Annotated in this window: 23 protein-coding genes; 20 read left to right on the top strand and 3 right to left on the bottom strand. The window is 45.8% G+C overall.

Features of this window, described 5'->3' with window-relative positions; genetic code table 11:
* Positions 1 to 262: 262 nt before the first annotated feature.
* On the bottom strand, positions 263 to 2,095 hold the full coding sequence (gene typA / locus ACTNDQ_RS11005; protein WP_278794972.1) for a translational GTPase TypA: 1,833 nt from the start codon (positions 2,093 to 2,095) through the stop codon (positions 263 to 265).
* Positions 2,096 to 2,296: 201 nt separating this feature from the next.
* Between typA and ACTNDQ_RS11000 the strand changes: the two genes are divergently transcribed.
* The 17 genes from ACTNDQ_RS11000 (at position 2,297) to ACTNDQ_RS10920 (ending at position 19,519) form a co-directional block, all read left to right on the top strand.
* A complete protein-coding gene (locus tag ACTNDQ_RS11000) occupies positions 2,297 to 2,923 on the top strand; it encodes a single-stranded DNA-binding protein (RefSeq protein WP_278794936.1) in 627 nt (208 codons plus the stop codon).
* 131 nt (positions 2,924 to 3,054) lie between these two features.
* Entirely contained in the window at positions 3,055 to 3,561 is a 507-nt protein-coding gene (locus tag ACTNDQ_RS10995) for a cob(I)yrinic acid a,c-diamide adenosyltransferase (RefSeq protein ID WP_015526247.1), read from the top strand.
* 35 nt (positions 3,562 to 3,596) lie between these two features.
* Positions 3,597 to 4,493 carry a 4-hydroxy-tetrahydrodipicolinate synthase gene (dapA, locus tag ACTNDQ_RS10990; RefSeq protein WP_227588624.1) on the top strand — a complete coding sequence of 299 codons (897 nt, stop codon included), beginning with the start codon at positions 3,597 to 3,599 and terminating at the stop codon, positions 4,491 to 4,493.
* Between the two features lie 35 nt (positions 4,494 to 4,528).
* On the top strand, positions 4,529 to 5,284 hold the full coding sequence (gene dapB, locus ACTNDQ_RS10985) for a 4-hydroxy-tetrahydrodipicolinate reductase (RefSeq protein ID WP_015526245.1): 756 nt from the start codon (positions 4,529 to 4,531) through the stop codon (positions 5,282 to 5,284).
* A 178-nt stretch (positions 5,285 to 5,462) separates the two neighbouring features.
* The gene (locus ACTNDQ_RS10980; protein WP_278794939.1) at positions 5,463 to 5,921 is read left to right on the top strand and encodes a hypothetical protein; all 459 of its coding nucleotides are present in this window, start codon (positions 5,463 to 5,465) and stop codon (positions 5,919 to 5,921) included.
* Between the two features lie 80 nt (positions 5,922 to 6,001).
* Positions 6,002 to 6,772 carry a phosphoribosylformimino-5-aminoimidazole carboxamide ribotide isomerase gene (hisA, locus tag ACTNDQ_RS10975; protein WP_015526243.1) on the top strand — a complete coding sequence of 257 codons (771 nt, stop codon included), beginning with the start codon at positions 6,002 to 6,004 and terminating at the stop codon, positions 6,770 to 6,772.
* 247 nt (positions 6,773 to 7,019) lie between these two features.
* On the top strand, positions 7,020 to 7,547 hold the full coding sequence (gene hpf / locus ACTNDQ_RS10970; protein WP_015526242.1) for a ribosome hibernation-promoting factor, HPF/YfiA family: 528 nt from the start codon (positions 7,020 to 7,022) through the stop codon (positions 7,545 to 7,547).
* 201 nt (positions 7,548 to 7,748) lie between these two features.
* The gene (locus tag ACTNDQ_RS10965) at positions 7,749 to 8,597 is read left to right on the top strand and encodes a hypothetical protein (protein ID WP_441064612.1); all 849 of its coding nucleotides are present in this window, start codon (positions 7,749 to 7,751) and stop codon (positions 8,595 to 8,597) included.
* Positions 8,598 to 8,735: 138 nt separating this feature from the next.
* Positions 8,736 to 10,004: a hypothetical protein gene (locus tag ACTNDQ_RS10960; RefSeq protein ID WP_441064611.1), complete on the top strand. Its 1,269-nt coding sequence runs from the start codon at positions 8,736 to 8,738 to the stop codon at positions 10,002 to 10,004.
* Between the two features lie 103 nt (positions 10,005 to 10,107).
* A complete protein-coding gene (locus ACTNDQ_RS10955) occupies positions 10,108 to 10,467 on the top strand; it encodes a fibronectin type III domain-containing protein (protein WP_441064617.1) in 360 nt (119 codons plus the stop codon).
* 232 nt (positions 10,468 to 10,699) lie between these two features.
* Complete coding sequence (secA, locus tag ACTNDQ_RS10950) at positions 10,700 to 13,279, top strand: preprotein translocase subunit SecA (protein ID WP_278794948.1); 2,580 nt, start codon at positions 10,700 to 10,702, stop codon at positions 13,277 to 13,279.
* A gap of 254 nt (positions 13,280 to 13,533) precedes the next feature.
* Positions 13,534 to 14,367, top strand: coding sequence for a carbon-nitrogen hydrolase family protein (locus ACTNDQ_RS10945; protein ID WP_278654890.1), 834 nt, complete (start codon positions 13,534 to 13,536; stop codon positions 14,365 to 14,367).
* A gap of 73 nt (positions 14,368 to 14,440) precedes the next feature.
* Positions 14,441 to 15,560 (top strand): peptide chain release factor 2 gene (prfB, locus tag ACTNDQ_RS10940; RefSeq protein ID WP_110104007.1). Its coding sequence is split into 2 segments (ribosomal slippage): positions 14,441 to 14,515 and positions 14,517 to 15,560, totalling 1,119 coding nucleotides; the frame shifts between segments, so codons are not numbered across the junction.
* A 171-nt stretch (positions 15,561 to 15,731) separates the two neighbouring features.
* On the top strand, positions 15,732 to 16,184 hold the full coding sequence (locus tag ACTNDQ_RS10935) for an ACT domain-containing protein (protein ID WP_118168718.1): 453 nt from the start codon (positions 15,732 to 15,734) through the stop codon (positions 16,182 to 16,184).
* Positions 16,185 to 16,188: 4 nt separating this feature from the next.
* Positions 16,189 to 17,400, top strand: a complete 1,212-nt coding sequence (locus ACTNDQ_RS10930) for a homoserine dehydrogenase (RefSeq protein ID WP_441064610.1) — start codon at positions 16,189 to 16,191, stop codon at positions 17,398 to 17,400.
* Positions 17,401 to 17,421: 21 nt separating this feature from the next.
* On the top strand, positions 17,422 to 18,630 hold the full coding sequence (locus ACTNDQ_RS10925; RefSeq protein ID WP_173733504.1) for an aspartate kinase: 1,209 nt from the start codon (positions 17,422 to 17,424) through the stop codon (positions 18,628 to 18,630).
* Between the two features lie 100 nt (positions 18,631 to 18,730).
* Positions 18,731 to 19,519 carry a DUF975 family protein gene (locus ACTNDQ_RS10920; protein WP_287084544.1) on the top strand — a complete coding sequence of 263 codons (789 nt, stop codon included), beginning with the start codon at positions 18,731 to 18,733 and terminating at the stop codon, positions 19,517 to 19,519.
* Between the two features lie 1,057 nt (positions 19,520 to 20,576).
* Here ACTNDQ_RS10920 and ACTNDQ_RS10915 read toward each other — a convergent pair.
* A complete protein-coding gene (locus ACTNDQ_RS10915; RefSeq protein ID WP_022426176.1) occupies positions 20,577 to 21,065 on the bottom strand; it encodes a Gx transporter family protein in 489 nt (162 codons plus the stop codon).
* A gap of 115 nt (positions 21,066 to 21,180) precedes the next feature.
* Positions 21,181 to 21,555 carry a NusG domain II-containing protein gene (locus ACTNDQ_RS10910; RefSeq protein WP_279201203.1) on the bottom strand — a complete coding sequence of 125 codons (375 nt, stop codon included), beginning with the start codon at positions 21,553 to 21,555 and terminating at the stop codon, positions 21,181 to 21,183.
* A gap of 446 nt (positions 21,556 to 22,001) precedes the next feature.
* On the opposite strand from ACTNDQ_RS10910, the gene ACTNDQ_RS10905 reads away from it, so the two are divergent.
* The 3 genes from ACTNDQ_RS10905 to ACTNDQ_RS10895 are packed head-to-tail and all read left to right on the top strand — an operon-like array spanning position 22,002 to position 24,442.
* On the top strand, positions 22,002 to 22,604 hold the full coding sequence (locus tag ACTNDQ_RS10905) for an FMN-binding protein (protein ID WP_441064609.1): 603 nt from the start codon (positions 22,002 to 22,004) through the stop codon (positions 22,602 to 22,604).
* Positions 22,601 to 23,374 carry a 4Fe-4S binding protein gene (locus tag ACTNDQ_RS10900; protein WP_279201206.1) on the top strand — a complete coding sequence of 258 codons (774 nt, stop codon included), beginning with the start codon at positions 22,601 to 22,603 and terminating at the stop codon, positions 23,372 to 23,374. The genes ACTNDQ_RS10905 and ACTNDQ_RS10900 overlap by 4 nt, the downstream gene beginning before the upstream one ends.
* 3 nt (positions 23,375 to 23,377) lie before the next feature.
* On the top strand, positions 23,378 to 24,442 hold the full coding sequence (locus tag ACTNDQ_RS10895) for an FAD:protein FMN transferase (RefSeq protein ID WP_441064608.1): 1,065 nt from the start codon (positions 23,378 to 23,380) through the stop codon (positions 24,440 to 24,442).
* The last annotated feature ends 255 nt before the right edge of the window (positions 24,443 to 24,697 follow it).

The following is a 24,697-nucleotide window of genomic DNA, read 5'->3' as shown; positions in this document are numbered from 1 at the left end:
AAAATATTGTGGCAAAGTAAAGCGTGATAACATAAGAAATCAAAAAACTTGAAATTATTTAAATTTTCAGAATAATTAGGCGGAAATTATCGTGATTTTTTTCAGAAATGCAGAAAAAAACTGCCATACAGGAAATGCTTCCCATATGGCAGTTTATATAAATATAGGTCAGGCGGATAAAAGCATCCGCATTCACTATGCGGCTTTGCGCCGAATTACTGTAAAAGGTTTCTGCTCAACAGTAAATGATAGCCAGGTTCGATCAGCTCTTGCGGAATGCGGCACGTTTTCTGTCTCTGGAGTCCAGAATACGTTTACGGATACGAAGGCTTGTCGGTGTTACCTCAAGAAGCTCATCCTGGTCGATGAACTCAATGGCCTGCTCAAGACTTAAGATCTTTGGCGGAACAAGCTTCAGTGCATCGTCAGCGGAAGAGGAACGAGTATTGGTAAGGTGCTTGGTCTTGCAGACATTCAGTTCGATATCCTCGGCCTTTCCGTTCTGTCCGATGACCATACCGCTGTAAACCTTCTCGCCAGGTCCGACAAAGAGAGTACCACGCTCCTGAGCAGAGAAAAGACCGTAGGTAACAGTTTCGCCTGCCTCGAATGCGATGAGGGAACCCTGTTTACGGTACGGGAAGTCTCCCTTGTATGGTGCATATCCGTCAAACATGGTATTCAGGATACCGGTACCCTTGGTGGAGGTAAGGAATTCATTACGGAATCCGATCAATCCACGGGAAGGGATGGAGAATTCGAGACGTACACTTCCGTCGCTTGCTGTGCTCATACCCTGAAGTTCTCCCTTACGCTCGCTGAGCTTCTGAATGATAGTACCGGAAAATTCCTCCGGAACGTCAACGTATGCGATCTCGATCGGCTCAAGCTTACGTCCGCGATCATCTGTGTGATAAAGTACCTCCGGTTTGCTGACTGCAAACTCATAGCCTTCACGGCGCATATTTTCGATAAGAACGGAGAGATGAAGCTCACCACGTCCGGAAACCTTGAAGCACTCGGTTGTGTCTGTGTCTTCCACACGAAGGCTGACATCGGTGTTCAGCTCACGGTAGAGACGGTCACGAAGGTGACGGGAAGTAATGTATTTACCTTCCTGTCCTGCAAGAGGGCTGTCATTTACGAGGAAGTTCATGGAGAGTGTCGGCTCGGAGATCTTCTGGAACGGGATTGCTTCCGGATTGTCTCCTGCGCAGAGAGTATCACCGATGTGGATATCCGCAATACCTGAGATCGCAACGATAGCACCGATGGTAGCACTTTTAACCTCAACCTTGTTCAGACCATCAAACTCATACAGCTTGCTGATCTTCACACGTTCACGTTTGTCAGGGTCATGATGGTTCAGAAGCATCAGATCCTGGTTTACGGAAATAGTTCCGCGTTCAACCTTACCAATACCGATACGTCCCACGTATTCGTTGTAGTCAATGGTGCTGATAAGAACCTGTGTATCTCCGTCCGGATCTCCCTCCGGAGCAGGGATCGCATCAAGGATAGTCTCAAAAAGAGGAGCCATATTCTCAGGCTTATCATCGAGGTTACGAACTGCGTAGCCGGCCTTTGCGGAGGCATACAGGAACGGGCAGTCCAGCTGTTCGTCAGATGCGTCCAGATCCATGAGAAGCTCCAGAACCTCGTCGACAACCTCCTCCGGACGTGCTTCCGGACGGTCGATCTTATTGATGCAGACAATAACATGCAGGTTCAGTTCGAGAGCTTTACGAAGTACAAATTTAGTCTGAGGCATGGCACCCTCGAAGGCGTCCACAAGAAGAATAACGCCGTCTACCATCTTCAGCACACGCTCTACCTCGCCGCCGAAGTCCGCATGACCTGGAGTATCGATGATATTGATTTTTACATCCTTATAATGAACTGCGGTGTTTTTGGAGAGAATCGTAATGCCGCGCTCACGCTCAATATCGTTGGAATCCATGACACGTTCCTGGACTTCCTGGTTCTCACGGAAAACACCGCTCTGTTTCAAAAGCTCGTCAACAAGTGTTGTTTTACCGTGATCGACATGGGCGATAATGGCCACGTTACGAACATCTTCACGCTTGGTCTTCATATAATCCAAATCCTTTCTTTCCATATATAAGTAATCTTTTTTGTTAAAAATGATGTCCAAATTTATAGTCTATCACATTTTTGTGAGATTACAAGACATAAAAAAATATTTTTGGTTTTTCATTTTTCAGGCATATTATACCGCAAATACACATAGATTGATATAGACGAAATACACGAAGAGGAAGGAGAGCTACTTATTATGGCAGATAAAATTATTGAAAACAATCAGGTATCCGTTATGGGACGGATCGCTACGGGGTTTACTTTCAGCCATCAGGTCTTTGGAGAAGGATTTTACATGATGGATATCCTGGTAAAACGTCTCAGCGATTCGGAGGACAGGATCCCGGTGATGGTGTCTGAGCGACTGATCGATATCACACAGGATTATGTGGGAAAATATATCGAGATCCACGGACAGTTCCGATCCTATAACCGTCATGAAGAAAAGAGAAACCGGCTTGTGCTTTCAGTCTTTGCCCGGGAAGTGAAGTTTGTGGGGGAGGAAGAAGAAACTGTGCCGGTCAATCAGATTTTTTTGGACGGATATATCTGTAAACCGCCTGTATACAGAAAAACACCGTTGGGAAGAGAGATCGCAGATCTTCTGATGGCAGTTAATCGACCTTACGGAAAATCCGATTACATACCATGTATATGCTGGGGAAGAAATGCCAGATATGCTTCTGCTTTTGAAGTAGGCGGGCATGTACTGATCTGGGGCAGGATCCAGAGCAGGGAGTACATGAAACGGATTAGTGAAAACGAAACAGAAAAAAGGATTGCCTATGAAGTTTCGGTGAGTAAATTGGAATATGTTGAGTAACATTGGATATATTTTGGAATAGTGGTGAGAACATTAAGGTAACACTTGCATTTCCAGCCAATCTGCGGTAATATTAAAAAAATCAGAAAAATGGGGAATTACCGGTTTTACTAACAGTAAGAGGAAAAATCATGGAAAGAGAAATAACAGAGGTTTATTGCGGGAACGGGAAAGGAAAGACAACTCTGGCTGTAGGCCGGGGGCTGCGCTTTGCTACACAGGGAAAAAGTGTGATCATCATACAGTTCCTCAAGGGCAGGGAACGCAGAGAACTGGATTTCCTTGAGGAACTGGATAATTTTGATTTCAAGATTTTCCGTTTCGAAAAAATGGACACCTGCTATAATGACCTGAGTGAGCAGGAAAAGGCAGAAGAGAGAACCAATATTCTCAATGGCCTTAATTTCGCACGGAAGGTAATTGCTACCAGAGAGTGTGATTTTCTGCTGCTGGATGAGATCCTCGGGCTTATGGATAAAGGAATCGCTCCAGTTGAGACGATCATCGATATGCTTAAGCAGAAGGATGAAAGTATGCATATAATTATGACCGGACGCTGGCTTCCGGATGCTTTGAAGCCCTATGTGGATAGTATTACCACGATAACAACAGAGCTGACTGACCAGGAACGGGAATAAGCAATATTTCACAGAAGAAAGAAGGAGGAAGACAAATGGCAATTTTTAAAGGAACAGGCGTTGCAATCGTAACACCTATGCATGAAGACGGTAAGGTGAATTTTGAGAAACTTGAGGAGATCCTTGAGGATCAGATCGCGAACAGTACAGACGCCATCGTTATCTGTGGAACAACAGGAGAATCTTCTACTCTGACACACGGAGAGCATCTTCAGACAATTAAGTTCACAATTGACAAAGTTAACAAACGTGTGCCTGTTATCGCAGGAACAGGTTCCAATTGTACAGAGACAGCGATTATGATGTCCAAGGAAGCAGCTTCCTATGGCGCAGACGCTCTTCTTATTGTAACACCTTACTATAACAAGGCTACACAGAAGGGTCTTATCGCTCATTACACAGCAATTGCCAATGCAGTTCCGGAAACTCCGCTCATCATGTACAACGTACCGAGTCGTACAGGCTGCAACATCCAGCCGGCTACAGCAGCTTACCTTGCAAAGAATGTAAAGAACATTGTCGGAATCAAGGAAGCAACGGGAGATCTTTCCCAGATCGCCAAGATGATGTCTCTGGCAGACGGACAGCTTGAGCTTTACTCCGGAAATGATGATCAGGTACTTCCGATTCTTTCTCTTGGCGGACTTGGAGTTATCTCCGTACTTTCCAACGTTGCACCGAAGTTTACACATGACATGGTCATGAAATATTTCGACGGCGACACCAAGGGAGCAACAGAGGATCAGCTGAAAGCTCTTCCGCTGATCAATGCGCTGTTCAGCGAAGTAAATCCGATTCCTGTTAAGACAGCTATGAACCTTATGGGAATGAACGTAGGGCCGCTTCGTATGCCGCTCTGCGAGATGGAAGAGGGCACAAAGGCCGCTCTTGCAAAAGAGATCGAGAAATTCGGCCTTAAGCTTGCTAAATGATCTGACTGTAAGCGAAAGGTAAAGGAGAATATACTATGGTAAAAATCATCATGCACGGCTGCAACGGACATATGGGCCAGGTCATCAGCGGCATTGTGGAGAAAGATCCGGATGCTGAGATCGTAGCAGGTATTGATATTGCAGATCAGGGAAAAAACAGCTATCCGGTATTTACCGATATTGACGCATGTCAGGTAGAGGCAGATGCGATCATTGATTTTTCTTCCGCAAAGGCAACAGACAAGCTTCTTGAGTACAGCGCGGCACGCCAGATCCCGGTTGTTCTGTGCAGTACCGGTTTAAGCCAGGAGCAGCTTGCAAAAGTGGAAGAAACATCCCGAAAGGTAGCAGTGCTGAAATCCGCAAACATGTCTCTTGGTATCAACACACTTCTGAAGCTGGTTCAGGACGCAGCTAAGGTTCTTGCAGCTGCAGGCTTTGATATGGAGATCGTAGAGAAGCATCACCGCCTGAAATTAGACGCACCAAGTGGTACTGCACTTGCGCTGGCAGACAGCATTAATGAAGCTATGGATAACCAGTATCATTATGTATATGACCGCAGCCAGAAACGTGAAAAACGCGATGATAAGGAGATCGGTATCTCCGCAGTTCGCGGCGGAACTATCGTAGGTGAGCATGAGATAATTTTTGCAGGTCAGGACGAAGTGATCGAGTTCAAGCATACTGCATATTCCAAGGCTATTTTTGGAAAAGGTGCTGTAGAAGCAGCCAAATTCCTTGCAGGCAAACCGGCAGGACGTTATGATATGAGTGACGTGATCGGCTGATTCTGACAGATTGAGCCGCAACAGAATAAAATACAGGTAATACAGACGGAGTTCGTGTAAGATCGGACCCCGTCTTTTTTGGATGAAATTGCGGTTTTTGAAATTTTTCCCAGAATAGGATAGCGGAAAAAGTGCCATATTAGGAATACAGAATTTTTTAGAAAAAGGAGAAGATCATATGAAAAAATGGAAGGCGATTCTTTTTGGTACTTTGCTTACCCTGTCTCTGTGTACATTTACAGCCTGCGGCACAGAGGTAAACAATGCGGATGAAACAGTGGATGAAAAAGATAAAAACACGAAGGATAAGGAAAAAGATACAAACGAAAATACTGCCGCAGAAGATGAAACTATGGAAGAAAAAGCAGACAATGACGGTGTGAAGGACAATGGAGAGAGCATTAAGGATTCCGGCATGGATAACAATGAGATGTCCGATGGAAATATTACCGTGACGCCTGCAGGAAATGGAAATAACGGGACAGCAGCACCCGGAGCTGCGGATGCTGACAGAAACGAAAATGACGGAACTGTATCCGGTGAGCTGGGTGACAGTGTAAAGGACCTTGGCGACGGCGTAGGTAATGCAGTGGATGATATCGGAAACGCAGTGGGAAATGCGGTAGAAGGAAGATAACAGATATTTTACCACAGCATTGCATAAAACTGTTTCAGATGCTATTATCAGTGCATGGAAAGAAAATGGAGGACAGGATTATGAAATTCAGACCATGCATTGATATACATAACGGAAAAGTAAAACAGATCGTAGGAGGAAGCCTGAAGGATCAGGGGGATCAGGCGGCAGAAAATTTTGTGTCAGAGCAGGATGCGGCATTCTATGCAGAGCTTTATAAGAAGGCAGGATTAAAGGGCGGTCATGTGATCCTTCTGAACGGAAAGGATTCCCCGAACTATGAAGCGACGAAAGCCCAGGCACTTCAGGCTCTGGGAAAATATCCCGGAGGGCTTCAGATCGGAGGCGGCATCTGCCCGGAGAATGCGGCAGAATATCTGGAGGCTGGCGCCAGCCACGTGATCGTAACCTCCTATGTGTTTAAAAACGGAGTGATCTCCTGGGAAAATCTGGAGAAGATCCGTGATGCAGCGGGAAAAGAACATCTTGTACTTGACCTGAGCTGCCGCAAAAAAGATGGCAAATATTATATTGTCACAGACCGATGGCAGAAATTTACAGAAGAGATCGTGACACCGGAGCTGATGGAAAGGCTTGGAAGCTTCTGCGACGAATTTCTGGTCCATGCAGTGGATGTGGAAGGAAAGGCCCGAGGTGTGGAAACAGAGCTTGCAAAGCTTCTGGGACAGTATACAGCCCATCCGGTGACCTATGCAGGCGGTGTGGGTTCTATGGCAGATATTGAAGAGCTTCGAAAAGCAGGTCAGGGCAGACTGGATGTGACTGTTGGCAGTGCTTTGGATATTTTTGGCGGAAGTATACCCTTTGAAGCTCTGGCTAAAATGAAATAGTATATACAAATAGTGAAGCAGATGCTTTTGTCCCATCAATCTTCTGGCACTGGTGTGCAGATATACATTTGTAATGAATTAATTAGATGAAATACTCTAATAGTTGCGCATTCACGACAAAAAAAACATTTTGAAGGAATATATCGAATAAATTTGGAAAAAATTTATGAAATTTTTGAAAAGTGATGTTAAAATTCAATTTAATATGTTATAATAGCAACATAAAACAGCAAAGGGGATGGAAGTCATGAAATTTATTATTAGTGGAAAGAATATAGCAGTAACCGAAGGACTTAAAACAGCTGTTGAGGACAAGCTTGGTAAACTTGAAAGGTATTTCACTCCTGAAACTGAGATTTCAGTAACCTTAAGCGTTGAGAAGGATCGCCAGAAGATCGAGGTAACGATCCCTGTGAAAGGTAACATTATCCGTTCCGAGCAGGTAAGCAATGATATGTATGTATCCATCGATCTGGTTGAAGAGGTAATTGAGCGTCAGCTTCGTAAATACAAGAACAAGATCGTTGACAAGCAGCAGGAATCCACAAACTTCCAGAAGGCATACCTTGATAAGGATTATGAAGAGGATGAGGAAGTTAAGATCATCCGTACCAAGAAATTCGGGATCAAACCAATGTATCCGGAAGATGCATGCGTACAGATGGAGCTTCTCGGACATAATTTCTTTGTATTCTTTAATGCTGAGACAGAGCAGGTTAACGTAGTTTATAAACGTAAAGGAAATACTTACGGACTGATCGAACCAGAGTTCTGATAGGGGATTTTATTATCACAACTGAATATTGAATGGAAGGCTCCGGGAATCTGTGTGAGAAATCGGCAGGTTTCCGGAGCCTTTTATGTCACAGCAAAATCAGGCTTCTTTTCTGTTGCAAGCAATAGGGGAGAATTATATAATGAAGACATATGCGAAAGGAGGAAGGAAAAATGAAAAAGAAAAAAGAAGCTTCCTGTGGTGATCTTAAGTGCAGCTCTTGGTATGACCATGATACCGGCTACCTGTATGGCAGCGGAATTTAACAGTGGTGACACCATAAAAGAACAGACTGTGGAGGACCTGGAACTGAGTTCCGGAGAAAACAATACAAAGGATTCCCAAAAGTCAGAAATACAATGGACAGGATTTAAATGGGACAGCTATTCCCAGGCAGAGATAACGCTTACGTCAGCCGTTAACGGCGTCTGCTATTATAAATGGGCAGAGCGGGGGGAAGACGGAAATCCCCAGGTGCCTCAGATCGAGACCGGAAATACCGTGAATGATGAGGTTTTGATCAGTGAGGATGAAGAGTTCGGGATCACACTTGCAGACCTGGATACAGACCAGGCAGTTGATCTGTATATCCAGATTGAGGATGAGAATGGGAAATTAAGTGATCTGAAGCGGATGGAGCTGGATCAGGACAGCCGCCCGGCGAAAAAAACAGATTCTGAGAAAAAACATAAAGCATCCAAACCAAAGGCAGAGGACAGTACGGTAGAGGGGCTGGATTCTCCTCTGGAATTCTACCCGGATACATTTTATGATTTTAAGGTTATCGGTGCAGGTACCGATAATGAGGATCCGGAAAACGGAGACATTAAGTGGGTGCCTGTTTACTGGAGCACATCTGCGAATCCGAATTCCAACCGGATCCGAAGCACCTGGAAGATCGGTTCCAAGGAAGGAATCGACCAGGAGGGAACTTTTAATCTGTATGTTTTCTTCCGCAAATATACCTGCAAGGATTCCAAATGGCAGTCTACGGATAAGATACAGTCTGTACAGTACAAGTTTCAGTCAGCCCCACTTTCTGAAAAATAATACTGTGTGGAGTGCGAATATCTCCTTGACATAACAAATATGTAACTCACGGAGAAAAGGAGGAAGGTAAATGAAGAAAAAAGTTCTGGCACTTTTTTTAGTGTTGCACTTTGTGTGACGGTGCTTCCGGCAACCGGTATGGCTGCAGAGTTTGGCAGCGGTGATGCAGAAATCACAGAAAATGCTGGGGACAGCCAGGAGCTGTTTTCCGCAGAGGAAACTACAGAACCTGTGGGAGAGACTGAGCAGCCTGCAGAAGAAAGTGAGGATATTTCTGAGGAAATGGTGGATAACTCTTCCGATGCAACCATGGAAGATGTGGAAAACGCGGAAAATGCGGAGAACAGCGAGGATGCTTTCGGCGGAGCTGAGGAAGGAGTTTCAGAAGAGATCTCCAGTGAGGATGATCCGGAAGTATTATTGACAGAACTGATACCTGAAGAAGCAGGAGACGGTATGGAAGAAGAAAACGCAGAAGCTATGTCAGCGTCAGCTCCGGAGCTGACAGTGACACCGACAGCGGGTCCGGAACCGACAGTGACACCGATAACGGATCCAGAACCGACAGTGACACCGACAGCGGATCCTGAACTGACAGTGACACCAACACCGGTGCCAAAAATAAACGTAAAATGGACCGGAGAAAAATGGGTAAGCCGCAGTTCTGTAAATGTGACACTTAAAGTTGATGCAAACGGAGCCTGCTACTACAAAGCTGTAGCGAGAAAAAAGGACGGAACATCTGATGTTCCGAGGGTCGATACGGGAAACTCTCGTGTGGCGGTTACTGCAAACAGAAGCTTTGTGATATATCTTAAGAATCTGGATACAGAGAAAGAATTTGATCTGTATCTTAAGGTATTGGGTTCAGACGGAAGAACCAGCAACCTGAAAAAATTAAAGTTGAATTACAGGGGAACCCGCCCGAAATATGATGTGACGCCGACACCGACCTATACACCTTCTATACCAGATGTCAAAGATAGTTTTGTAAGAGGGCTGGATTCTCCGCTGAAATTTACTCCGAATAAATATTATAATTTTACCGTGACCGGTGCGGGAACTACAAATTTAAATCCCGGGCCCGGAGATGTGAAGTGGGTGCCGGTTTACTGGAGTACTTCACCAAATCCAACCGATAACAGGAAGAATACTACATGGCGGATCGGATCTGCCAAAGGAATAAATAAAGCCGCAACTTATAACATGTATATCTTTTTCCAGAAGTATGTTTATCAGAAATCTGAATGGAAAAAGACTGATGAAGTACAGTCAGCCGTATACCAGTTCCGGTCCGCGGCCCTTAACAACTGTAAAGCTCACCACTCCCGGGTTATCCGGCACTTCCAACAGCCCTGCCGGCATCGTCTTCAAATGGAAAAAAGCTGCAAATGCTTCCGGCTATAAGATTTATCGAAGGACCGGAAACAGCAGCAAGTGGGGCAATATCGCTACCGTAAGCGGAAGCAATACGCTGGTCTATACAGACGGATCAGTAAAATCAGGAACCATGTATACTTATACAGTCCGCGCATACAAGGGCTCTGCTTTAAGTGCTTATAACAAAAACGGCAGCCGGATCGTCCGTCTGACAGCTCCGGTGCAGTACAAACCGTCCAGCAAGGCTTCCGGGAAGCTGACTGTCCGCTGGAAAAAAGCAGCTGGTGCTTCCGGCTATCAGATCCAGTATGCGGCCTCAAGGTCCATGAGAGGAGCCAGGACAGTGTCCGCCAGTGCACTGACCCGAACACTTTCCGGTTTGAAAAAGGGAAGCACTTATTATGTTCGTATCCGTGCATACAAAAAAGTGAGCGGAAAGACATATTACAGTACCTGGAGCAGTGTGAAAAATGCAAAAGTAAGGAAATAAGATCTGTAATATCCCGCGGGATCCTTGAAAACAGGATCCTATGCGGGATATTTTCTGTTGTTCCTGACATGATTTGTTAAATAATTGTTCATTGTTTTTATAACAGGAAAGTGGTAGAATATATACCATATGTGATCCAGTATAACGGATATCAACAGAGAACTGGAATGATCCAAAATTGGACAGATCAGAGACAGCAGTCTTATTCGAATAAAATGATTGGAGCAGAAACATGAATGTTTTTTCAAAAGTATTTGGAACCCGCAGCCAGCGTGAGGTAAAACGTATCATGCCGCTGGTTGAAAAAACCGAAAGCTATCAGTCTCAGATGCAGCAGCTTACGGATGAGCAGTTACGAGACAAGACAAGAGAATATAAGAAACGTCTTGCAGAAGGTGCAACACTGGATGATCTTCTTCCGGAGGCATTTGCCACCGTACGTGAGGCAGCCAAGCGTGTACTTGGAATGGAGCATTACCGTGTACAGATCATCGGTGGTATCATCCTTCACCAGGGCCGTATCGCCGAGATGAAAACAGGTGAAGGTAAAACTCTTGTTTCCACACTTCCTGCATATCTGAATGCCCTTGAGGGTAAAGGTGTCCACATCGTAACCGTCAACGACTACCTGGCAAAACGAGATGCTGAGTGGATGGGTAAGGTTCACGAGTTCCTTGGCCTGACTGTAGGCGTGGTACTTAACGACATGAAGCCGGAAGAGCGTCGTGCGGCATACGGATGTGACATCACATACGTAACAAACAACGAACTTGGATTTGATTATCTTCGTGACAACATGGTCATCTATAAAGAACAGCTTGTTCAGAGAGATCTTCACTACTGTATCATCGATGAGATCGACTCTGTCCTGATCGATGAGGCACGTACACCTCTGATCATTTCCGGACAGAGCGGCAAGTCCACCAAGCTTTATGAGGTGTGCGATATCCTTGCACAGCAGCTGGAGCGTGGTGAGGCCAGCCATGAGATGACCAAGATGGCAGCCATCATGGGTGAGGAGGTTATCGAGACCGGTGACTTCGTTGTAAATGAGAAAGATAAGATCGTCAACCTTACCGAGCAGGGTATCAAGAAGGTTGAGAAATTCTTTAATATCGAGAACCTGGCAGATCCGGAAAACCTGGAGATCCAGCACAACATCATCCTTGCACTTCGTGCACATAATCTGATGCACAAGGATCAGGATTATGTTGTAAAAGATGACGAGATCCTGATCGTTGATGAGTTTACCGGACGTATCATGCCGGGCCGTCGTTACTCCGATGGTCTTCATCAGGCGATCGAGGCGAAAGAGCATGTGAAGGTTAAGAGAGAGAGCAAGACTCTCGCAACCATTACCTTCCAGAACTTTTTCAACAAATATGACAAAAAAGGTGGTATGACAGGTACAGCCCTCACCGAAGAAAAAGAGTTCCGTGATATTTACGGCATGGACGTTGTAGAGATCCCGACCAACCGTGTAGTACAGCGTAAAGACCTTGACGATGCTGTTTACATGACAAAGAAAGAGAAATTCAACGCCGTTGTAGAGGCAGTTAAGGAAGCGCACGCAAAACATCAGCCGGTACTGGTTGGTACGATCACCATCGAGACTTCCGAGCTTCTCAGCAGAATGCTGAAGAGAGAGGGAATCCCCCACAATGTATTGAATGCCAAGTTCCATGAGCTTGAGGCTGAGATCGTAGCTCAGGCAGGACAGGCAGATGCCGTTACCATCGCGACCAACATGGCAGGCCGTGGTACCGATATCAAGCTTGACGATGTGGCAAGAGAGGCCGGCGGTCTGAAGATCATCGGTACCGAGCGTCATGAGTCAAGACGTATCGATAACCAGCTCCGTGGACGTTCCGGACGACAGGGAGATCCGGGTGAATCCCGTTTCTACATTTCCCTTGAGGATGACCTGATGCGTCTGTTCGGTTCCGAGAGACTGATGAAGGTGTTCACATCCCTTGGTGTTGAGGAGAATGAGCAGATCGAGCACAAGATGCTTTCCAATGCTATCGAGAAAGCCCAGGAGAAGATCGAGTTCAACAACTTCGGTATCCGTAAAAATCTTCTCGACTATGATCAGGTTAACAATGAGCAGAGAGAGATCATCTATGAGGAGCGCCGCCAGGTACTTGACGGTGAGAATATGCGTGATGCCATCTACAAGATGATCACAGATATCGTAGACAGCATGACAGACATGTGCTTTTCCGATGACATGGATTCTTCCGAGTGGGATCTTAATGAGTTCAACACTGCGATCACTCCGATCATCCCGATCCACCCGCTGACCGCAGAGAAGGTAAAAGGCCATAAGAAAGATGAGATCAAGCACATTGTGAAGGAAGAGGCTGTGAAGCTTTATGAAGCAAAAGAGGCTGAGTTCCCGGAACCGGAACAGCTTCGTGAGCTTGAGCGAGTTGTCCTTCTGAAATGCATCGACAGCAAATGGATGGATCACATCGATGATATGGAAATGCTCCGTCAGGGTATCGGTCTGATGGCATACGGCCAGAGAGATCCGGTTGTTGAGTACAAGATGAACGCATTCGAGATGTTTAACAGCATGATCAGCTCCATTCAGGAAGACACTGTACGTATGCTGTATCATGTTCATGTGGAGCAGAAGATTGAGCGTGAGCAGGTTGCTGAGGTAACCGGCACAAACAAAGATGACAGCGCAGGTCCGAAGAAACCGGTTCAGCGAAAAGAAGATAAAGTATACCCGAATGATCCATGCCCATGCGGAAGCGGCAAGAAATACAAACAGTGCTGCGGACGTAAGACTGCCAGGATCTGAGAAGGAAGATAAAAATAGTCTCACCCGGATGATGCGGTGGGGCTATTTTTTCTGGAATTTCTGTTACACAGGAACAGAGTACAGCGAATATTAAATAACCGTCATATAGACTTGTCTGATTTTTTATATGCTGCGTTGTCGTCAATCGCCGTAGCCACCGCTACGCTTCATTTCCTCGCCCTGCATATGAGAAAGTCATCCTGCGTCAATATAACAGATACTAATTTTCGCTGTAAGAGAAGGGACATGATAATATGGCAATTATAAAAACTGCAATTCTTCAGACACATGTATATACTGATAAATTTCGCAATATCACCCAGGCGGCAGAACTTCTTGCCAGCCCGGAGCTTCAGGGGATCGATCTGGCAGTCCTGCCCGAAATGTTCTGCTGCCCCTACGAGAACAAATACTTTCCGGAATATGCGGAACCAGAGAGGGGAGATACCTGGGAAAAATGTTCCCGACTGGCGGCAGAACACGGAATTTATCTCGTAGCAGGAAGTATGCCGGAGAGAGATGAAGCCGGCAATATTTATAACACTTCCTATGTCTTTGACAGAAATGGTCATCAGATCGGTAAGCACCGGAAGATGCATCTTTTTGACATTGATGTAAAAGGCGGTCAGTATTTTAAAGAATCCGATACCCTGACACCGGGAGACCAGGTGACGGTTTTTGATACAGAATTTGGTAAGATGGGCCTTTGCATCTGCTACGACTTCCGTTTTCCGGAGCTTGCCAGGCTGATGGTGGACGAAGGCGCCCAGGTAATCATCGTGCCGGCTGCTTTTAACATGACAACAGGGCCCCTTCACTGGGAGCTGATGTTCCGCCAGAGAGCCGTGGATAACCAGGTATACACCATCGGAGCTGCACCAGCCAGAGACCTGAACGCCGGGTATCATTCCTGGGGTCACTCCATTGCCGCAGACCCCTGGGGAAAAGTCCTCATGGAAATGGAAGAAAAGCCGGACGTGGAGATAGTGGAACTGGATTTGGACGAGGTAAAAAAAGTCCGGGAGCAGCTGCCACTTCTGAAGCACAGGAGAGGGGATATTTACGCCCTGACCACGTTTTCGTTGTAATTTCCATGCCCATATGGTATTGTATAAGACAGGCAGGAAATCCTGTATCAATATATAGAAAGAAGGTGAAGCTGTGGTTGAGTTAGATCAGTTCAAGAGTATTCTTGCAACATACACAGAGCCATTAGTGGAAGTGAGGGATTCACTTTGACCTCGCTAACAAAGAGCAGAAGGTCGAAGAATTAGAGCGCGAGATGGAGGCGCCTGATTTCTGGGATAATGCGGAAGCATCCCAGATGAAGATGAAACAGTTAAAGAGTCTCAAGGACGATATTGAGACATACCATAATCTGGAAACGCAGATGGAAGATATGGAAACTATGATCGAGATGGGATATGAGGAGAATGATCCTGAGATCGTCCCTGAGATCCAGGAAATGCTGGATGAGTTCCAGGCAAGCTTTGACAGCATCCGTGTGAAGACGCTTCTTTCCGGAGAGTACGACGGAGAGAATGCCATCATCAAGCTGAACGCAGGAGCCGGCGGAACAGAGGCCTGTGACTGGTGCGGAATGCTTTATCGTATGTACAGCAGATGGGCGGAGAAGAAAGGCTTTGCGCTGGAGGTCCTGGATTACCTTGACGGTGATGAGGCCGGTGTGAAATCCGTAACCTTCCAGGTGAACGGAGAGAACGCCTACGGTTATCTGAAATCCGAGAAGGGTGTTCATCGTCTTGTACGTATTTCTCCGTTTAATGCAGCAGGAAAGAGACAGACCTCATTTGTATCCTGTGATGTTATGCCGGATATCAAGAAGGATCTGGACGTAGAGATCAATGACGACGATATCCGTATCGATACCTACCGAAGCAGTGGTGCCGGTGGACAGCATATCAACAAGACATCCTCTGCGATCCGTATCACCCATTTTCCGACAGGAATCGTGGTACAGTGCCAGAATGAACGTTCTCAGCACATGAACAAGGACAAGGCCATGCAGATGCTGAAGGCCAAGCTGTATCTGCTGAAACAGCAGGAAGCCGAGGAGAAGCTTTCCGGCATTCGAGGCGAAGTGACAGATATCGGCTGGGGAAACCAGATCCGTTCCTATGTCCTGCAGCCATACACCATGGTAAAAGACCATAGAACCAATGAAGAAACCGGTAATGTTGACGCAGTTCTGGACGGTGGTATTGACATTTTTATCAATGCATACCTGAAATGGATCGCGCTGGCGAAAAAGAAAGAATAACATTACTGTCACGGAACCCCATAAATTCAGAGAAAAGGACTCCGCAGGCAAAAAAGCGCTTGTGGAGTTTCTTTTATTATGATAATATATCTCTTGTACAAAAACAGTTGTCTTTATGAAACGGACAGGAGGCTGCTGGCCACAATGTGAACAGCAGTCAGAGAGGTTGCTATGCAGAAACAGGTTGAAAAGAAAAAATACTATGTAGTAAGAGAACGGGCAGTGCCGGAGGTACTTCTCAAGGTGGTTGAGGCCAAGAGACTGCTGGAATCCAACCGGGTGGCTACTGTTCAGGAAGCTGCTGAAAGGACCGGGATCAGCCGCAGTTCTTTTTACAAATATAAGGACGATATTTTTCCTTTCCACGAGGAGACCAAGGGAAAGACCATCACCTTTATCATTCAGATGGACGATGAGCCGGGGCTTTTATCAATGGTGCTGCAGACGATTGCCCGTTTTCACGGTAATATCCTGACCATACATCAGAGTATTCCCATTAACGGAGTCGCAACGCTGACGCTGAGCGTTGACATCCTTCCGGGAGAAGGCGACGCAGAGGCTATGGTGGAGGATATTGAGCAGAGAGACGGTATACACTATTTGAAAATTTTAGGCAGGGAGTAAGCATATGATAAACATAGCAGTATTAGGCTACGGTACAGTAGGAAGCGGAGTTGTTGAAGTCATCAACACCAATCATGAGAGCATTAACAAGAGAGCTGGAGATGAGATTAACATCAAGTACGTTCTTGATTTAAGAGATTTTCCGGGAGATCCGGTTGAGAAAGTTCTGGTTCATGATTATGAAGTGATCGTAAACGATCCGGAGGTAGATATTGTTGTTGAGGTTATGGGCGGGATCGAGCCGGCTTATACCTTTGTAAAAAGAGCGCTTCAGGCAGGAAAGAGCGTAAGCACATCCAATAAGGCTCTGGTAGCCAAGCATGGTTCCGAGCTCATGGAGATCGCAAAAGAAAAAAATATCAATTTCCTTTTTGAGGCAAGCTGCGGCGGCGGTATCCCGATCATTCGTGCACTGAATTCTTCACTGACAGCAGATGAGATCGATGAGATCACAGGAATCCTTAACGGAACCACCAACTACATGCTTTACAAGATGAGCACAGAGAACTGTGATTTTGATACGGTTCTGAAGGAAGCTCAGGCAAGGGGCTATGCAGAGGCAGATCCGACTGCAGACGTAGGAGGTGCTGACGCATGCCGTAAGATCGCCATCCTTTCTTCACTTGCATACGGAAAATTCCTGAATTACGAGGATATTTATACAGAAGGAATCACAAAGATCACACCGGCAGATATGGAATATGCAAAAGAGCTTGGCATGACCATCAAGCTTCTTGCCACAAGCCGCAGGATCGGAGATGCTTTCTATGCAATGGTAGCGCCGTTCCTGGTAGGCCAGAGCAGCCCGCTTTACAGTGTAAATGATGTGTTTAATGCAGTATTTGTGCACGGAAATGTTCTTGGAGATGCCATGTTCTACGGAAGCGGAGCAGGTAAGCTTCCGACTGCAAGTGCAGTAGTTGCAGATGTTGTGGATGAAGCAAAGCATCTCCACAGAAATATCATGACAAACTGGAGCAGCTATGCTTTGAAGCTTATGGATATGGATGAAGTTGAGGGACGTTTCTTCGTACGTGTGTCTGATACTACTATGGATGAAGTGGAAAAAGCTTTTGGTGATGTACAGACCATCGAGCCGGATGACCTTCCGGACGAATTCGGATTTATCACACCGGTGATGAAGCAGGCTGAATATTATGAGAAGATCAGCAAGCTTACCGGAAAAGTACTGGCAATGATCCGTGTAAAGGATTGATGCCGAAGGGAAGAAAAGAACATGTTGATTGTAAAAAAATTCGGCGGTACTTCTGTGGCAAACAAAGAGCGTATCTTTAATGTTGCCAGAAGATGTATCGAAGATTACAAAAAAGGAAACGACGTGGTGGTCGTGCTTTCTGCAATGGGTAAGTATACCGATGAGCTGATCACCATGGCAAAGGATATCAATGACAAACCTCCGAAACGTGAGATGGATATGCTTTTTACCATCGGAGAGCAGATGTCAGTGGCACTGATGTCCATGGCTATGGACAGTCTGGGAGTACCGGCTGTTTCTCTGAACGCCTTTCAGGTAGCTATGCACACAACAAGTGCACATGGCAGCGCACGCCTGAAAAAGATCGATGCGGCACGTATCCGCAGAGAGTTGGATAACCGCAGGATCGTTGTGGTCACAGGCTTCCAGGGCATTGATAAATATAATGACTATACCACACTTGGACGTGGCGGTTCTGATACCACAGCTGTAGCTCTTGCGGCAGCGCTTCATGCAGATGCCTGTGAGATCTATACCGATGTGGACGGTGTTTATACCGCTGACCCGCGTAAGGTTCCGAATGCCCGCAAGCTCAAGGAGATCACTTACGATGAGATGCTTGATCTGGCAACTCTGGGTGCGGGAGTGCTTCATAACCGTTCTGTGGAGATGGCAAAGAAATACGGCGTGCCGCTGGTGGTACGTTCCAGTCTCAACAACAGCGAAGGAACTGTGGTAAAGGAGGAAGTAACAGTGGAGAGAATGCTGATCAGCGGTGTTGCTCTGGATACAGATGCAGTACGTATTGCTGTGATCGGACTTAAAGATTCACCAGGAGTGGCATTTAAGCTTTTTGATACCCTGGCTAAGAAAAATATCAATGTGGATATGATCCTTCAGTCTATCGGCCGTGCCGGAACCAAGGACATTTCCTTTACTGTTGATAAAAATGATCTGGACGATGCGATGGGTGTTCTGGAAGCTAACCAGGCACGCATCGCCTATTCTGAGCTTCATGCGGAGAAAAACATTGCCAAGCTTTCTATTGTAGGAGCAGGTATGATGAGCAATCCGGGTGTTGCTGCAAAAATGTTCGAGAGCCTTTACAATGAGGGTGTGAACATCAATATGATCGCAACATCTGAGATCCGTGTGACGGTTCTCATTAACGAGAAAGATGGCGTACGTGCCATGAATGCGGTACATGATGCGTTTAATCTTGCAGACTAAACAGATGTGAAATATGAGAATATGATATATCTGAAGTAAAAAATGACGGGGCGGAGGCTTGGATGAGTCTCCGCCTTCTATAACGAAGGGATACAGAATTATGAGAAAAAATCTGAAGGGCTGTAAGAAGCTGGCAGGGGAAACTCTGGCCGGTAATTTTACGGTCCCTGTGATCGGGAGTATTGCGGTTGCGGCGATGAGCGCAGTTTCAAGCTATATTTCCACAGCACTTTTTCCGGGAGATTCCCTGTATGCGATCATTGGAGGAGAGGTATTCAGCTTTGTCCTTTCTCTGGTGATCTGTATTTTTTCCGCAGGACTTTACCGGATCTATCTGAATATTTCCAGAAGGGAAGCCTACTCTTTCGGAGACCTTCTGTACTTTTTCAGCCATCAGCCGGATCATGTGATCGTGGCATCCTTTGTGCTGGCATTGATCAATCTGGTGACATCACTTCCACTGGCGTGGTTTTCTTTTACAAGCAATATGGGAAATACAACGGAGGAGCAGATGAACTGGGCAGTAACTTACATGCTGCTCACACTTCTCGGGTTCGCGCTGAACCTGCTGGCAGCTATGCCGTTCACCATGAGCTATTACATCCTGTCCGATAATTCGGACATAAAAGGAGTGCAGGCACTGAAAGCCAGTGCAAAGCTTATGAAGGGACATTACTGGGAATATATGAAAATGCTCTTAAGTTTTGTTCCGTGGATCATTTTTTCCATATTTACATTGTATCTGGCACTGATCTGGCTGGTGCCTTATATAGAAACCTGTATGGCAGTTTTCTATCGGAATATTTCCGGAGAGTTTGATGAACCTCCGGTGGATCCTTATCCTCCGGTAACTCCGATCCCGCAGTTCCATGATGAAACCGAAGCCTGATCGCCTTCCGGAGGATGTTTTCCCTTTCCGGGAGGATGCATGAAACGCAGGTGATGCCCTTTCCGGGAGGATGCATGAAACGCAGGTACTTTCCCTTTCAGGGGGACCATTTTGGCATGGGCAGGTACGAGGGGGAAAGCACTCAAAGTTGCGAAGCCCGCTTTTCCCCCTCGAGCTCCCCCTTTCCGGGCACGCAGCTATTGTAGGCTGTAGAAATATGTGAAGATATTGGAGGGGCGATGGATTCTACTACGTTGGCTGTGGAAGGTTGAGCCGATTTATGCTGACGTAAATATATTGGCAAAGCCTGTTCCTGAATAACAGCGATACACCACAATTCAGAGAACAGGCCCGCTACGCAGGCCACTTTCCCATTCAGCCAGAAGCAACAAACAGTGCAGAAGTAATAATCAGCGCCGAATCAATAATCGGCTCAGCCTGCTACTGCCAGTGAAGCAGAATACAGTGCCGAAGCAATAATCGGCTCAGCCTGCTACTGCCAGTACAGCAGAATACAGTGCAGAATCAATAATCGGCTCAGTCTGCTACTGCCAGTGCAGCAGAATACAGTGCAGAATCAATAATCAGCTCAGCCTGCTACTGCCAGTACAGCAGAATACAGTGCAGAATCAATAATCGGTTCAACCTGCTACTGCCAGTGCAGCAGAATACATGGCAGAATCAATAATCGGCTCAGCCTGTCACTGCCGATACAGCAGAATACAGGACTGAGCCGATACATTTACACATTCCACAACGCATCACAGCGGCGTGGCCAGGAGGGGAAGAGCGCGAGAAGGGGAGACGGCCTTCGCAACTATGAGTGCTTCCCCTTCTCGCAAATTACCCACTTTCAAAAAGTGAAAACTATAATCCAAAAAAATCAAACCATCCAATTTCCTCTCACTTCAAAAGGTGAAAACTACAATCTCAAAAAATCAAACTACCCAATTTATCTCACTTCAAAAAGTGAAAACTATAATCTAAAAAATCAAACCACACAATTTCCCCTCACTTCAAAAAGTGAAAACCATAATCCAAAAAGCAAACCACATAATTATAGATTCAAAGGAAGTCGTCCCACAACCTCCTTTGTCAACCCACCTATGAGAATCCCCGCCAGGACACCTGCCACCAGCAGTGCCGGTGCATAAACCATCAAACTCGTATTGCTCACCACGATCATGGCAACGATCAGCTGCCCGATATTATGTGTGACACCACCGGCCACACTGATACCGATCAGACTGAAGCCGGAATGTTTTTTCAAAAGATCCATCACAGTCAGGCTAAGCGCAGCGCCAGCCAGACTATACAAAATACTGAACAGATTTCCAAACATAAATCCGATCACCAGGATTCTGACAACGGACACGAGAGCCGCTTCTTTAAAGGAATATCGGTCCAGTATAAAAAGCACCGCCAGGTTTGCAAGCCCGAGCTTGATACCCGGAATCCCTGTAAATACAGGGACCAGAGACTCCACATATCCAAAAATGATCGCTACTGCGGCAAATAATCCGAGATAAGCTGTTTTTCGTTTCATAAATAAATCCTTTCATTTGTTGCAGGAATATCGTTGCAGGAATAGCACAGACAGAATACCATCTGTCAGAGAAAAATCTACGGAGAACACGCATTACGCATATTCTCCGGAAATTTTATGTCACCGCATCAATTTTAGGCGAACTCTCCGAATCCGAATCCTCTGCAGTATTTTCCCCTTCTATCACAACCTTATTAGGAAGGCAGATGATGGAACCGCCGTGCTCGTCCACAGCCTTCTGTTTCATACAGTAATGATCCGGGCAGGTTGCTTCGATCATTGTAACTTTTCCATCTTTGATCTCGCAGACATTGGTGTCTCCGATGTGGATGATCTGGTCCTGGGAAAGCGAATAGGTTCCGAATTCTTTTCCGTCAACGGTAATACGGATCGTATTATGGGAACGTTTCCCCGCAATCTGAAAACCAAGCCAGAGCCCCCCCGCCAGAATCAGGATCCCGGCAATAAAAATCAATTCTTTTTTCTTCAAAACAAATCTCCATTTCTGTTACAGATTCAGAAAAAATCATATCATAATCGAAATTAAAAGGCAAACATAAGTTAATGATATCTAACCATAATTCATACAGCTGTTCCCAACGGAAAGGGAGGAGTGGCGATGATTTTTCTTTTATAAAAGACATAAAACAGAAAAATTCATATTGGAAAAAGTTATAAACTACTAACAAAAGTGTAGACAAGAAAAAAACAGGTGATATAATACCTAACTGTAAGTTAACATCATCTAATTTTATAAAAAAGATTAATCAAAACTAATTTATGTATATGGATAAAAACTATATAATTTGTCCAAAAGACAGTTATACGCAGATTGAAGGAATAGATCGAGAGCATCTGACGCAGCAATATATGTTCGCACAGTTGAGCCTGATGCAGCAATTTACGGAATTGTTATAAATACAAGGGAGAAAAGAGATGAAAAATCAGAATTTTTATATGAGAGTGATCTCATTGCTGTTAGTGGTTCTTGCTGTGCTTTTTTATAACAGCAGCATGAAAGCCCAGGCAAATGAAAAAGAAATCGAGACTCTGACAGATAAGGTAGATACACTTCAGGAGCAGCAGAATGAACTTCTCAGTGCGCTGGAGACGAGTTATGTAAATCGTATGCAGAATCAGGCAGCATCTGCAGGATCAGGCAGCAGTGATGCAGATGCAGCAGGCGATGACAAAACAACAGACACTTCAGACGGCAATGTATCCGATGCAGACGCAGAGGACACAGCAACCGCAGATTCCGATAATGTATATAAAGATGGAACCTATACAGGAGAAGCCGAGGGATACGGCGGGACCATTCAGGTGGAGGTGACACTTACCGGTGATGAGATCACATCCATCAACGTAGTCAGCGCCCCAGGTGAGGACAGTGCATATCTTTCACAGGCAGAGAGCGTGATCGATTCCATCCTGAGTGCTCAGAGTACAGATGTGGATACCGTATCCGGAGCAACGTTCAGCTCCACAGGAATCCTGAACGCAGTGGATGCGGCACTTGGAAAGGCGGAAAACTCATGAAAAAAAGACAGCGGGAGGTAAGGCTGATGCGTGCGGGAATACAGCTGGCATTTTTTATTGCCGCCCCGTCTCTGTTTTCAACAGCCTTTGCAGGAATCAAATCGATCTTTCTTGCCATTGCGGCCGGTCAGCCGGTGGAGTGGAATTCCTTTCTGACTGTAACGGCAGTGCTTCTGATCTTTACCTGCTTTTTCGGAAGACATTTCTGCGGATATGCGTGTACATTCGGATCTTTCGGAGATGCCGTATATGAAGGCTTTTTCTGGATCCGGATGAAATGCTTTCATAAAAAAAAGAAACCGGCTCTTTCCGAAAAAATGGTTCACGGGCTTCAGAAAGTCAAATATATCGTACTGGCACTGATCCTGCTTTCCTGCCTTACAGGTGTATACGGAAAGCTTACGGGAACCAGCCCGTGGGATGTTTTTTCCATGCTCACGGCAGGACGGCTCCCGAACAGTAAATATCTGGTGGGAATTGTGCTCCTGGTGCTGATCATTGTGGGAATGTGTACACAGGAAAGGTTTTTCTGCCAGTTTCTCTGTCCCATGGGAGCGGTTTTTGCATTAATGCCAATCCTTCCGGGTGCACTGTTTCGGAGAAACCGTGAGAAATGTCCGCCGAAATGTGGTCTCTGTAAAAAAAGATGTCCGGCTCATCTGGATATCGACGGCGACACAGGCAGATCCGGCGAATGTCTTTGCTGCCACGCATGTGCCGCAGCATGCCCGAGAAAAAATATTCACATTGGAACAATTGAGGAAAAATGATCTATGAGATATCAGGCTCTGAAAAAGAAAACTTTTCTGGCAGCAGCTACATTTACAGGAATTGCGGTGTTGTTTCCTGTGCTGTGCATGGCTGCTTCGGAAAATGATGTACAGACATATACCGATACAGATTTTGCAATGGATACTGTGGTATCAGAAACACTCTATACCACAGGTAACGATATAAACAGTAAGCTGACAGCTGTGCTGACAGATGTGGAGACGAACCTTCTTTCCTGGACCAATGAGAAGTCCCAGATCTATAAGGTGAATGCAGACAGCGGAAAAGATACGGAGATTTCCGACGAGCTTTCCGGATACCTGAAACGTCTTCTGAAGATCGCAGAGGATTCTGACGGAGCCTTTGACCCAACCATCGGGAAGCTGATCCGCCTGTGGGATATTGGAGGGGAAAACCAGAAAATTCCGGAAGAAGCAGAAATTAAGAATGTTCTGAAGGATTCCGGATATCAGAAAATTTTTCTTGACGGAAATACGGTCCACATGGAGGAGGGCTGTTCTCTGGATCTTGGAGCAGCGGGAAAGGGTATTGGCTATGACCGGATCCTTAAAGAGCTGGAAACACAGAAGGATGTAACAGCAGCACTTATGAATCTGGGAGGAAGCAGTGTCATGACCTACGGAAGCAAGCCGGATGGTTCTTCCTGGAATGTGGCAGTGACAGATCCCAGAGCTGAAAATGAGGATGACTATCTTGGTGTGGTTGCCTTAAATGGTACAGAATTTCTTTCCACATCCGGAGATTATGAGAAATATTTTATCGAAAATGGTGTAAGGTATCACCACATTATGGACCCGTCTACCGGCTGTCCGGCAGAAAGCGGAGTGACCGGGGTAACGGTAGTCTGTGACTCAGGTCTGGAGGCAGATGCGCTTTCCACAGCATGTTTTGTGCTGGGGGTGGAAAAAGGGACACAGCTGTTGAAAGCTTACGGTGCAGACGGACTTTTTGTGGATGAAGACCATCATGTATATCTCACTGAGGGGATGAAAGAGCGGTTCAGCCTGATTGCAGATTCCTACAGTGTGGAGGATATTGCAGAGTGAAGCTGATCTCCCGGCGATCCGGTTTATGACTGTTTGGCAGAGGGGAATGCTCATATCCGCAGTACTTGCGATAGTAAACCTGGAAAGGGTTCTATAAATATATCATATTTTTAGGACAATAAGCGGGAATCCTCGGCAATTCAATTACCGAGATGAAAGCGCAGGATTGTGCATATCTGCACATTGAAATAATATAATAATCTCCCAATCCCTTGATATTAATGCCGTAACCGGCATATAATCATTCGAAAATAT

Origin of the sequence: Blautia massiliensis (ex Liu et al. 2021) (assembly GCF_052064225.1) — a bacterium.
GTDB classification, from domain to species: Bacteria; Bacillota; Clostridia; order Lachnospirales; family Lachnospiraceae; genus Blautia_A; species Blautia_A fusiformis.
This window is presented reverse-complemented; position numbering and strand designations above follow the sequence as displayed.